This is a genomic window from Novosphingobium silvae (genome assembly GCF_009856825.1).
Lineage (GTDB): Bacteria > Pseudomonadota > Alphaproteobacteria > Sphingomonadales > Sphingomonadaceae > Novosphingobium > Novosphingobium silvae.
Genome location: NZ_WVTD01000015.1, coordinates 1 through 13,043 on the forward strand (window position 1 = coordinate 1; position 13,043 = coordinate 13,043).

Annotated in this window: 6 protein-coding genes; all 6 read left to right on the forward strand. The window is 66.7% G+C overall.

Translation table 11 applies throughout. The features are described 5' to 3' along the window. Positions 1-152: 152 nt before the first annotated feature. The 6 genes from GR702_RS16600 to GR702_RS16625 all read left to right on the forward strand — a co-directional run bounded on the left by GR702_RS16600 (position 153) and on the right by GR702_RS16625 (position 12,934). A complete protein-coding gene (locus GR702_RS16600) occupies positions 153-2,600 on the forward strand; it encodes a TonB-dependent receptor domain-containing protein (RefSeq protein ID WP_160986909.1) in 2,448 nt (815 codons plus the stop codon). A 700-nt stretch (positions 2,601-3,300) separates the two neighbouring features. Next, positions 3,301-5,430 carry a glycogen debranching protein GlgX gene (gene glgX, locus GR702_RS16605; protein ID WP_337192635.1) on the forward strand — a complete coding sequence of 710 codons (2,130 nt, stop codon included), beginning with the start codon at positions 3,301-3,303 and terminating at the stop codon, positions 5,428-5,430. A gap of 8 nt (positions 5,431-5,438) precedes the next feature. Next, entirely contained in the window at positions 5,439-7,163 is a 1,725-nt protein-coding gene (gene treZ / locus GR702_RS16610) for a malto-oligosyltrehalose trehalohydrolase (RefSeq protein WP_160986910.1), read from the forward strand. 4 nt (positions 7,164-7,167) lie between these two features. Further along, on the forward strand, positions 7,168-9,435 hold the full coding sequence (gene treY / locus GR702_RS16615; RefSeq protein WP_160986911.1) for a malto-oligosyltrehalose synthase: 2,268 nt from the start codon (positions 7,168-7,170) through the stop codon (positions 9,433-9,435). A 206-nt stretch (positions 9,436-9,641) separates the two neighbouring features. Beyond that, entirely contained in the window at positions 9,642-11,936 is a 2,295-nt protein-coding gene (locus GR702_RS16620) for an NADP-dependent malic enzyme (RefSeq protein WP_160986912.1), read from the forward strand. Between the two features lie 143 nt (positions 11,937-12,079). Next, the gene (locus GR702_RS16625; RefSeq protein ID WP_160986913.1) at positions 12,080-12,934 is read left to right on the forward strand and encodes an SDR family oxidoreductase; all 855 of its coding nucleotides are present in this window, start codon (positions 12,080-12,082) and stop codon (positions 12,932-12,934) included. Positions 12,935-13,043 lie beyond the last annotated feature (109 nt).

Here is a 13,043-nt window from a genome sequence, read left to right on the forward strand (position 1 = left end):
CGAAAACGCGCTGATCTTCGCCCTCGTCGGCCAAGTCGCAGCCGAAGCCGGCGTGCTGCTGATCATCATGTCTGCGGGGCCGGGCTGAGCGCCGTCCCGAAAAATCGACTTCGGCAGCGGGCTGCTACGGTTCGGACGCGCTTTCCGGCGTCGTGAACTTCGTCCTCAAGAAGGACCTCGACGGCGTGCGCCTCGACATGCAGACCGGCTTCGCGCAGCACAACAACAACAACGATGCGGTGCGCGCCCTGCAGGCCGCTAAGGGCTATGAGCAGGCGCCCAGCTCGGTCGCCGACGGCGGCAAGCAGGACATCACCATCGCCGCGGGCAAGAACTTCGCAGACGGCCGTGGCAACATCACCGTGTATGGCGGTTATCGCAGCTTCAGCCCGGTCCGCCAGTCGAGCCGCGACGTATCCGCCTGCGCGATCCAGGACCAGAACAACGGCACCGAACTGTTCTGCGGCGGCTCCAGCAACACGCCCTACGGCTCGTTCCTGCCACTGTCGGACCGCAGCCCGCTGATCGGCCAGACGCTGATCAACAACCGCAACAACGACGGCACGCTGGTCCCCTACGATCCTTCGTATGCCTACAACTACGCGCCCGACAACTACTTCCAGCGTTCGGACGAGCGCATCACCGCGGGCGCCTTCGGCCGCTTCGAGATCAGCCCGGCCGCCGAAGTCTACGGCAGCTTCATGTTCATGCGTGACCATACCTTCTCGCAGGTGGCGCCCTCGGGCATCTGGCTCGGCCGCTCCTTCGCGATGCCCTGCAACCATCCGCTCGCCAGCGCCGCGCAGCTGACCGCCTTCTGCGGTGCCAACGCCGGCACCGATACCACCGAGGACGTGCAGGTGGCCTACCGCATGGCGACCGCACCCCGCCGCGACGACATCAAGTTCAACGACTACCGCTATTCGGCCGGTGTCCGCGGCGATATCGGCAAGGGCTTCAGCTACGACGTCAACTACATGTACTCGCTCGTGCGCATGAAGGAGACCTACCTCAACGACGTCGACCAGGACAAGGCGGCCAACGCTCTCGACGTGGTCAGCGTAGGCGGCGTTCCGACCTGCCGCGTCACCGCCAACGGCACCGATCCGGACTGTCTGCCCATCAACGTCTTCCAGCCCAACGGCGTCACCGCCGAGCAGGCCGCCTACCTCTTCACGCCGAGCCGCAGTTCCTCGCGCAACTCGCTCAGCGTGATTTCGGGCACGCTGTCGGGCGATCTGGGCGAAATGGGCGTGACCGTTCCCTGGGCCAACCACGGCGTGGGCCTGGCGCTGGGTCTCGAACGTCGCCGCGAGACGCTCGACTTCAGGGCCGACCGCATCAAGCAGCAGGGCGGCACGATGCCTTCGGACGGCATCATCAGCGTGACCGAGGCCTATGGCGAGATCGAGATCCCGCTGATCGAAGACCGTCCGTTCTTCCGCTCGCTCACCATCAACGGCGGCCTGCGCTACTCCTCCTACGACAACAAGCAGAACTCGACCGGCTTCAAGTCCAGCTACAACGTGTGGACGTACAAGGGCGAGATCTCGTGGGCGCCAGTGGACGACCTGCGCCTGCGCGGCAGCTACAACCGCGCCATCCGCGCGCCGAACGTGTCGGAGCTCTTCAACTCGCAGGGCATCGGCAACGTCGCGGGCAACGACCCGTGCGCCGGCGCCAACCCCACCGCCTCATTCGAGATCTGCCAGCTCACCGGCGTGACGCAGGCGCAGTACGGCCGAATCCCGGACTGCCCTTCGGCACAGTGCTCGACCTTGGGCGGCGGCAACCTGGGTCTCAAGCCCGAAACCGCGGACACCTACACCCTCGGCGTCGTGATCACGCCGCAGGCACTGCGCCGCTTCTCGCTCTCGATCGACTACTACAACATCAAGGTGAAGGATTACATCGGCACGATCGCGCCTTCGCTTATCATGGGCCAGTGCGCCGAGACGGGTGACCCCTACTTCTGCGGCCTGTTCAACCGCGATCCGCGCTCGGGTGCCGTCTTCGGCCTGAACACCGGCTACATCATCTCCACCACGATGAACACCGGCTACCTCAAGACCTCGGGCATCGACGTCAACGCCGACTACACGTTCGACGTGGGCAACATGGGCAGCGTCAACATCGGACTGGTCGGCACATACCTCCTCGAGCAGGTGTCGCAGCCGGTGCCCGGCCTTGGCTCGTACGACTGCAAGGGCCTGTTCGGCTATACCTGCGGCCAGCCCACGCCCGAATGGCGTCATGTCGCCCGCCTGAGCTGGATGGCTCCGAGCGATACGACGGTGTCGGTCTCATGGCGTCATATCGGCGGCACCAAGCTGTCGAGCCTGAGCGACAACCCGCTGCTCGGCGCACCGGAAACGGTCGTCAACAGCGAGATCGAGGCCTACAACTACATCGACCTTGCCCTGACCCAGGTGATCGACAAGCGCCTGACGCTGCGCGCGGGCGTCAACAACCTGTTCGACAAGGACCCGCCGGTCCTCTCCTCGAACCTGTTGCAGACGTTCGGCAACGGCAACACCTACCCCGGCATCTTCGACGCGCTGGGTCGCACGATCTTCGTGGGCGCGACCGTCAACTTCTGACGCCCGAAACCCTGATTTCCGCAAAGGCGGGCGGCGGCGCTCTTCCCACCCGGCGTCGCCGCTCCGGGAAATTGCCCGCTCGGTCTCAGGACCGGGCGGGTCTTTTTGTGGAGAAAGGCAAGGCGGTGCGGCCGCCACGGCAAAGGGAAACGCGCGCCGGACATGCCAAATGCCCGCTGGCGAGTGCGGGCGTAACGCCGGGGCCAGCTTCGCGAGCGCCCCTGTCGGGCACTCGGTAACTGCGGCTCCTTGCGAACGGCCCGGTAGCGGCATGGCAGCCCGGCTCGACCCTCAGCGAAAGCGTTCGGAACTGGCGCGCGGGCTCGCGAAAAGGCACCGGTTCCAAAGCTTGGCGGGAAGCGTCCTCTTATCAGGAGTCACGCCGTTTGCGCCGCGCCTTGCCTGTCTTCCCCTGAAAAGGGGAGCAGGCGGATGAACGCTTCCGGTGGCACACGGGGCCTTGTGCCCACGATGCCGACCCGATGATCCTCCAACCGTGTACCTCGGCCGGATGATGTCGCGACGTGTAACCTAATCGGTTAGTTGCGTCAAGGGCACATCGCGCTGCCATCGATTTGCCCTGATCTGTGTAGTGCGTCGCGCAACGGTCCATGCGGCGGTGGAACGCGGTGCCTGCATGCGAGTTTGCAGATGCAGCACAAGGGAAGCCGCGGCGAACCTTGCATTCAGGAGGCAGCACGTGTCGCAGGGGCCGATCGCCGGAGAACCGGCAGACTATTCTTTCGCTCGTCCGGAGCGGATGATCCATGAACTGGGCGCCGAGTTCACCGGAGAAGGAACGCACTTCGGCGTCTTTTCCGAGAACGCGGAAGCCATCGAGCTGTGCCTGTTCTCGGACGACGGCGCCGAGGAAACCGCAAGGCTTGAACTGCCCTCACGCGAGGGTTCGATCTTCTCGGGCTACCTTCCCGGCGTGAAGCCCGGCCAGCTTTACGGATTTCGCGCACACGGTCCTTACGAGCCGGAAGCGGGACACCGCTTCAACCCCAACAAGCTGCTGCTCGACCCCTATGCGCGCGAGGTTTCCGGCGCGGTGCGGTGGGACGATGCCTTGTGGGGATACGATCTCCTGAGCGGCGACGACACCACATTCGACGAGCGCGATTCCGCGCCCTTCATGGTCAAGAGCGTGGTTCAGGATCCCGACTTCGACTGGGAAAACGACCGTGCGCTCTGCCGTCCGTGGACCGAGACCATCGTCTACGAAGCCCACGTGCGCGGCCTGACCATGACCCATCCCGACGTGCCCGAGGCCCTTCGCGGCACTTACGAGGGCATGGCGAGCGAGCCCATCCTCGACCACTTGCAGAAGCTTGGCGTCAGCGCCATCGAACTGCTGCCCTGCCAGTTCTTCCTCGACGACCGGATGCTGCTGGACAAGGGGCTCTCGAACTACTGGGGTTACCAGACGCTGGGCTTCTTCGCGCCCGAGCCGCGCTTCCTGCGCGGCGGCGACGTGGCCCCCCGCGCGATCCGGCAGTTCAAGGACATGGTCAAGCGGTTCCACAAGGCCGGGATCGAGGTGATCATGGACGTGGTCTACAACCACACCGCCGAAGGCTCGGAAAAAGGGCCCACGATGTGCTTTCGCGGCCTCGACAACGCGAGCTACTACCTCCTGAGCCCCGAAAGTCCGCGCCACAGCTTCGATCATACCGGGACGGGCAACACGCTGGCGGTCGCGCATCCGATGGTGATGCGCATGGTCCTGGATTCGCTGCGCTACTGGGTCCAGGTCATGCACGTGGACGGTTTCCGCTTCGACCTCGCCTCTACGCTGGGCCGCGAAGCACAGGGTTTCGACCGCGAGGGCGGCTTCTTCGATGCGATCCGCCAGGATCCGATCCTCGCCGGCGTCAAGCTGATCGCGGAGCCGTGGGACGTCGGCATGGGCGGCTACCAGGTCGGCGGGTTCCCCTATCCCTTCCGCGAGTGGAACGACAAGTTCCGCGACGACGTGCGCGCATTCTGGCGCGGCGACGAGGGGCTGGTGGGGGACATCGCACAGCGACTGATCGGCTCTCCCGTGCAGTTCAACCATTCCGACCGGGGAGCGACGAGCTCGATCAATTTCCTTGCCGCGCACGACGGCTTCACGCTGATGGACACCGTTTCTTACACCGAACGCCACAACGAGGCGAACGGCGAAGGCGGCGCGGACGGGCACGACAACAACCTGTCCGATTCCATGGGCGCCGAAGGCGCGACGCAGGATGAAGGCATCAACGCCGCGCGCGCCCGTCGCCGCCGTGCGATGATGGCGACGTTGCTCATCAGCCAGGGCGTGCCGATGATCCTCTCGGGCGACGAGATCGGCAACAGCCAGCAAGGCAACAACAACGTCTACTGCCAGGACAACGAGCTTGGCTGGGTCGACTGGCAGGGCCGGGACGATGCCTTCCTCGACTTCTGCCGCCAGATGACCGCGCTGCGCCATCAGTTCCCGGTGCTGTGCCAGGAGAACTTCCTGCAGGGCGACACCGGCGACAACGAACGCGTCGAGATTGCCTGGTTCCAGCCCGACGGACGAGCGATGGACAACGAGCTTTGGGGCCAGGCAGGCCTTCGCGTGCTTGGCATGATGGTCGATTATTCCGCGCGCGAGGTTTTCCTCGATGGCGGCAGGCCGCTGTTCGCCGTGGTGAACGCAGGCGACGGGCTTCAGTTCACGTTGCCCAGCGGGAACGGCGCCGACCGGTGGGAGCGCGTGCTCGACACCGCCCGGGACGATCCGTTCACGGTGGAACCCATCGAAAGCGACGCCGCCGAAATCTCCCCGGCCAGCGTCTGCCTGTTCCGGCCGGTGTGAGGGCAGCCATGAAAGACATGCAATGGGGAGCCCGGCCGCTTGGAAACGGCCGATGGAGCTTCGCGATCTGGGCGCCCGAGGCAGGCGAGGCAGCGCTCGAACTGGGCGGCACGACCATCCCGGTCCCGGCCGTGGGCGAGGGATGGTGGCGGATCGAGGCGGAAGCGGAGGCGGGCGACGCCTATCGCTGGGCAATCGACGGTGCAGCCTATCCCGATCCCGCCGCAAGAGCGCAGGCAGGCGACGTTCACGGCCCTTCCGTGCTGGTCGATCCGGCCGGGTTTACGTGGAGAGCGCCATGGCAGGGGCGGCCCTGGCACGAGGCGACCATCTATGAACTGCATGTCGGCACCTTCACACCCGAGGGCACGCTGACTGCGGCGAAGGGCCAGCTGGCGCGCCTTGCGGAACTGGGCGTCACCATGATCGAGCTCATGCCGCTGGCCCAGTTCGACGGGCACCACGGCTGGGGCTACGACGGCGTACTGCCCTATGCCGTGCACCCGGCCTACGGCTCGCCCGATGAACTGCGCGCCTTCGTCGATGCGGCGCACGAGCTGGGCATGGGCGTGCTGCTCGACGTGGTGTACAACCACTTCGGGCCCTCGGGGAACTACCTAGGCGCCTGGTGCAAGGCGTTCTTCCACGCCGAGCGCGCCTCTCCCTGGGGCCAGGGCATCGCGTTCGAGGAGCCTGCGGTTCGCGAGTTCTTCATCGCCAACGCGCTCCACTGGCTCGAGGAATACCGGTTCGACGGCCTGCGCCTCGACGCTGTCCACGCGATCGAGGATCATTCGGCGAAGCACTTCCTCGACGAGCTTGGCGAGCGCATCCGATCGCGCGAGTGGGGGCGGCCGATCCATCTCGTGACCGAGGACGAGCGCAACCTCGCGCGTTACTTCACGTCCGACGCCCCCTTCGATGGCACCTGGAACGATGACTGGCATCACGCCGTGCACTGCCTGCTGACCGGCGAGAACGAGAGCTATTATGCGCCTTTCGCCGTCGATCCCGTGGGGGACATCGCGGTGGCCCTTGGAGACGGCTATGTCGAGCAGGGCCAGGCGCGGCCGAGCGGGGACGAGAAGCCGCGCGGCGAAGCGTCCGGTGATCTTCCCCGCACCGCCTTCGTCAACTTCCTTGGCAACCACGACCAGGTCGGCAATCGCGCGCGGGGAGAGCGGCTCCATCAACTGGTGACGGACTGCCATGCGCTGCGCGTGGCCACCGCGCTTACGCTGCTCACGCCGTTCGTGCCCATGCTGTTCATGGGCGACGAGTTCCTGACCGACGCGCCCTTCCTGTTCTTCGCCGACTTCTCGGGCGACCTTGCCGAGGCAGTGCGCAAGGGCCGGGCACAGGAGTTCGCACGCTTCAGCAGCTTCGGGGGCGAAGTGCCGGATCCGATCGCGCCGGAAACCTTCCGCCAATGCCGGATCGGGAGCCCCGCGCGGGCCGAGCAGAGCGAGCACGAACAGTTCGTCCATGGCCTGCTGGCCCTGCGCGCGCGGCACGTGGTTCCAATGCTGGGGCGCAACGCGCTGCCGACTTCCAGCGTTCATCGCGAAGGAGCGGACATCACGGCGCAGTGGTCGTTCGCGCCGGGCACGCTTTTCGTAAAGGCAAGGCTCGGCACGGGTGACCGCCCCTTCGAGCCGCATTCCCAACCTATCTTCCAGCTGACCGACGCGTCGAGCCCCTTCGCGTTCTCGGCTGCCGTCTCACCGGAGTGACCTGATGCAAGCCGCCGCCCACGCGCCCGACCTCGTCGCCACCTATCGCCTGCAACTGCGCTGCGGGGTCGATCTCGACCGGGCCGCGGCGCTGCTTCCCTGGCTGCAGGAACTGGGCGTCAGCCACCTCTATCTGGCGCCTCCCTTCCATGCGGCGGAAGGGTCCACCCACGGGTACGACGTGATCGATCCCACTCGTATCGATCCGGCGATCGGCGGCGACGAGGCGTTCGTGCGCCTGAGCGATGCCGCCAGGGCGGCGGGCATGGGCATCGTCATCGACATCGTGCCCAACCACATGGCGTTCACGCCCGAGAACCCATGGCTGGCCGACGTGCTTCGTCACGGCCGCGAAAGCCGGTATGCGCGCGTCTTCGACATCGATTGGGACCGGATCGAGAAAACGGACGCGCGCATCCACTTCCCGGTGCTCGACGGCACCGCCGCGGATCTTCTCGCGCAGGAGCAGATCGGCCTTGCCGGCACCGCCGACGATCCGCGCCTCCGCGTCTACGAGCGCGACTACCCGCTGCGCCTGACGCAGCTTGCCGCCGATCTCGTGCAGGGCGCGCGCACGCTCGACCTTGCCTCGCTGGAGAAGCTGCTGGCAGAGCAGCACTTCTCGCTGGGAGACTGGCGCGGCGATGCGGCTCTGGTGAGCCACCGCCGTTTCTTCAACATCACCGACCTTATCGGCGTGCGGCAGGAAGATCCGGAGGTCTTCGCGCTGACGCACCGCTGGATCCTGGATCAGGTCGCCGCTGGCCGCATCCAGGGCCTGCGGGTCGATCATGTGGACGGGCTTGCGCGGCCGGGTTCCTACCTTGCCGACTTGCGCCAGGCGGTCGGCGATCTGCCGGTCTGGGTGGAGAAGATCGTCAAACCCGGCGAGCAGATGCCGCCGTCCTGGCCGGTCGAGGGCATGAGCGGATACGAATTCATGGGCCCGGTTACGCGCCTGCTTACAGCCCCGGGCGGCCTTGCGGCCATGCGTCTCGCGGCCGAAGGTGCGGTGCCGCCCAGCACCTTGCATGAAGTGCGCAAGGTGCGGCGCAAGCTTCTGGACGACGTCTTCGTTCCCGAGCTTGCCCGCGTTACCGAAGCCGCCCTCGCCGCTCTTCCATCCGGAACGAAGGACCGTTCCGGAGTGTCCGAAGCGGTGAAGCGACTGGCGACGGCCTGGCCGGTCTACCGCTCCTACGCTGCGGATCATGAACCGCTTACGCCGCTGGTGACCGAAGGGATCGCCGAAGCCGCCGCCGATCCCGGCGCTGCCGCCCTGCTCGACCTGCTGCGCGCAGGCGACGATCCGCGCGCCCGCGCCTTCGCCGCCCGCTTCGAACAGCTGACGGGCGCCCTCACCGCCAAGTCGGAGGAAGATACCGTCTTCTTCCGCAGCGTCGCATATCTGCCCTTCTGCGAGGTGGGCTCCGAGCCCGACCTCGAGGCGATGGACGCGGACAGTTTTGCCGAGACGCTGTCGGCAAGAGCCGCGCAGAGCCCGCTCGCCCTCGACGCGCTCTCCACGCACGATACCAAGCGTTCCGCCGACGCGCGGGCCGTGCTGGTGGCGCTGAGCCATTTTCCGGAACTCGCGACCTTACTCTATGTCCAGGCGCGCGAAGCGGCCCTTTCCGCCGGGGTGCCGGAACACTGGGGCATCTACGCGCTGCAGACTGCGCTCATGCTGCGCGGCGAGGACGAGGCCGAGGAGCGCATGGCCGCGCACATCGCCAAGGCCATGCGAGAGGCGAAGGATCTTTCCCGTCACGAAGCGCCGAATGAAGAGGCGGAAGGCGCCGTGACGGCATTGGCCACGGCATTCCTGCACGATCTTGCCGACGGTGGCCTGCTTTCCGAAGATCAGGCCGCCCGGCTCGACGCGGCGACGGAGACCGTCGTGCTGGCGCAGGTCGCGCTGCAACTGACCGCGCCGGGCATTCCGGATGTCTACCAGGGCACCGAGGGGCTTGCCATCGCCCTTACCGACCCTGACAACCGCCGCGCCGTGCCGTGGGAGACGCTTAGCGGTGGCAAGGATGCCTTCTCTCCCCTCGCGGCCCGCAAGCTCGCGCTGACCCGGGATCTGCTGGCCCGCCGCCGGGCGGCTCCGCAGCTGTTCGCGCGCGGCAGCTATGCCCTTGCGAGCAAAGAAGGCCGCCTCGTCGTCGAGCGGACGTGGGAAGGAAAGAGCTTCCGGCACGAGATACCGCTCGTCGCCGCCGATGGCACGCCACAACCCGTCGATTCCCCGCCACTTCTGCTGCAGTAGCCGCACGCCGGAGGCGCTTGTCCGCTTCGTTGCTGTTCCCGCCGTGTTCCTTGACGGAGCCGCGCGGGAAGGCTGCGAGGCTGCATTATCCTTGTCTCATGGCTCGACAATCGCGTCGTAACCGTGTTTGGGAGCACGGCGCTGGCCCATCGCAACTGCGATGCGTGGCCTATCGAACACTGGCCTATTGAAGACAGGACTGCACAATGGACGAGAACCTCCGCCGCGCGGCACTGGATTACCACTTCCTTCCGCGCCCCGGCAAGCTGGCCATCGAGCCTACCAAGCGCATGGTCAACCAGCGCGACCTCGCGCTCGCCTACTCGCCCGGCGTCGCTGCTCCTTGCGTCGAGATCGCGGCGGACCCTGCCAAGGCGCTCGACTATACCGCGCGCGGCAACCTCGTGGCGGTGATCTCGAACGGCACCGCCGTGCTCGGCCTCGGCGCGATCGGGGCGCTTGCCTCCAAGCCGGTGATGGAAGGCAAGGCCGTCCTGTTCAAGAAGTTCGCCGACATCGACGTGTTCGACATCGAGGTGGACACCACCGATCCCGAGAAGTTCATCGAGGCCGTGGCCCTGCTGGAGCCGACCTTCGGCGGCATCAACCTCGAGGACATCAAGGCGCCCGAGTGCTTCGCCATCGAGGCGGCGCTGAAGGAGCGCATGAACATTCCGGTGTTCCACGACGACCAGCACGGGACCGCGATCGTCGTGGCGGCGGCAGTCACCAACGCGCTGGTGCTGCGCGGCATTCCGCTGTCCGAGGCGCGCCTCGTCACCTCCGGAGCGGGCGCGGCGGCGCTTGCATGCGTGGACCTGCTGGTGTCCATGGGTCTGCCGGTGGAGAACGTCACTCTCACCGACAAGGACGGCGTCATCCACGCCGGGCGCGAGGGCATGCTGCCCAACATGGCCCGCTACGCCCGCGTTACGGACGCACGCTCGCTGCCCGAAGTGCTGCCGGGCGCCAACGTGTTCCTCGGCCTGTCGGCGCCGGGCGTGCTCAAGCCGGAATGGCTGCCGATGCTCGCTCCCAACCCGCTGATCTTCGCGCTTGCCAATCCCGAGCCGGAAATCCGCCCCGAGATCGCGCGCGAGGTGCGTCCCGACGCGATCATCGCTACAGGCCGCTCTGACTATCCGAACCAGGTCAACAACGTCCTGTGCTTCCCCTATATCTTCCGCGGCGCGCTCGACGTGGGCGCGACGCAGATCAACGAGGCGATGAAGGCCGCCGCCGCGCAGGCGATCGCCGGGCTCGCCCGCGTTCCCGCGCATGACAGCGTGGCGCAGGCATATGGCGGGCGGCGCCTTGTCTTCGGCCCCGAATACATCATACCCACCCCCTTCGATCCGCGGCTCATCGCCGAGATCGCCGCGGCCGTGGCGCAGGCCGCGATGGAAAGCGGCGTCGCAACCCGCACCATCGACCTCGAGGAATACAAGCGCTCGCTCGCCAACGTGAACGCGCGCTCGGCACAGGTCATGCTGCCCGTGTTCCAGGCGGCACGCGGCGCGAACAAGCGCGTTGCCTATGGCGAGGGCGAGGACGACCGGGTGCTGCGCGCCGTGCAGGACGCGCTGCGCGAGGGCATGGTCCGCCCCACCCTCGTCGCGCGCCGCCGCATTCTGGAGCAGAAGCTCCCCGAACTCGGCCTGCAGTTCCAGCTCGACCGCGACGTCGACGTGGTCGATCCCGAAACCGATCATGGGCTGATGGAGGAACTGGCCAACGCTTACCGCGACGTCGCCGGGCGCAAGGGCGTGCCGGCAGCCGAAGTCATCCGCCATACCCACCGCCGCCCGACCGTGACCGCGGCGATGCTGCTGCGCACGGGCAAGGTGGATGCGGCGCTCGTAGGCGGCAATTCGGAATACTGGGGACAGATCGAGCATGTCCTTCGCATCATCGACCGTGCTCCCGGAGTGAACCGGGTCTATGCGCTTTCGGGCCTCATCCTCGATGCCGGCGCGCTGTTCCTAACCGACACGCACATGGTGCCCGATCCCACGCCAGAGCAGGTCGCCGAAATGACCGTGCTTGCCGCCGATGCGGTCCGGCGCTTCGGGCTCGAGCCGAAAGTGGCGCTGCTCTCGCATTCAAACTTCGGCTCCTCGCATAGCCCCAGCGCGCGCAAGATGCGCTCGGCCGCCAAGCTGGTCTGCAAGGCCCGGCCCGACCTGCTGGTGGACGGCGAGATGCATGCCGACGCGGCGCTCAGCCAGGCACTGCGCGAAAAGCTCGTGCCCGACAGCCGCTTCCAGGGCGCGGCCAACCTTCTGGTCATGCCCAATCTCGATGCCGCGAACATCACGCTGACGGCGCTTTCCGCCTCGTCCAGTTCGCCCACCATCGGGCCGATGCTGCTGGGTCTTTCGCAGCACATCCACGTGTTGACCCCCGGCGTCACCGCCCGCGGCATCCTCAACCTGACGAGCATCGCGGTCAGCGGCGTCGAGGACGATGCTGCTGTGGGCATCGCGGTTCCCGCCGCCTGAACACTCATGCCGGGGCGGCAGGGCTGTCCCGGCAAATTCCCGTTACCAGGGTTAGCCCAAGGAACCCCGGGTGTTTCCCATCGATTGCAGGAGCCGTTGCTGGTGCCTCTGGCACCTTACGGATCCCCAACGAAGGAAACCCCATGGACACCCTGAACACGCCCCTCCCGGAGCAGCAGCAGACGCCCCCGGGCACGACCGCGCAGATGGATCCCCGCCCCGACCACGGCGAGACCAGCTATCAGGGCCACGGCAGGCTCAAGGACAAGAAGGCCATCATCACCGGCGGCGACAGCGGCATCGGCCGCGCGGTCGCCATCGCATTCGCGCGTGAAGGCGCGGACGTGCTGATCTCCTACCTCAACGAGGAGGAGGACGCCCGCGACACTGCGCGCCTTGTCGAGGAAGCAGGACGCAAGGCGGTGCTCGTGCCCGGCGACATCGCCGACGCGGCCCACTGCCGCGCGATCGTCGAAAAGGCCGTATCGGAGCTTGGCGGGCTCGACATCCTCGTCAACAACGCGGCGCACCAGATGACGTTCGAGGACATCGTCGACATTCCCGACGAGGAGTGGGACAAGACCTTCCGCACCAACATCCACGCGATGTTCTACCTCGCGAAAGCCGCCGTGCCGCACATGAAGAGCGGGGCGGCGATCATCAACACCACCTCCGTCAACGCGGATATGCCCAAGCAGACGCTGCTTCCCTATGCGACCACCAAGGGCGCGATCCAGAACTTCACCGGCGGTCTGGCGCAGATGCTGATGCCCAAGGGTATCCGCGTGAACTGCGTCGCGCCGGGTCCGGTGTGGACGCCGCTGATCCCGGCCACGATGCCGCCCGAGCAGGTGAAGGAGTTCGGAGCGAGCTATCCCATCGGCCGCCCAGCCCAGCCCGGCGAACTCGCCCCGGCCTACGTCATGCTCGCCAGCGACGAGGCAAGCTACATCGCCGGCGCGACTATCGCGGTAACCGGGGGCAAGCCCTTCATCTGATCCCGCCCCTGCCCGGCTCTCGGGCGTCGAGAGCCGGGCCTTGCGGCCATGGTGCCAACATAAGGCAAAGCCTTTGGCACAAGGCATTGCCACGATGCCGCAGGTCCCC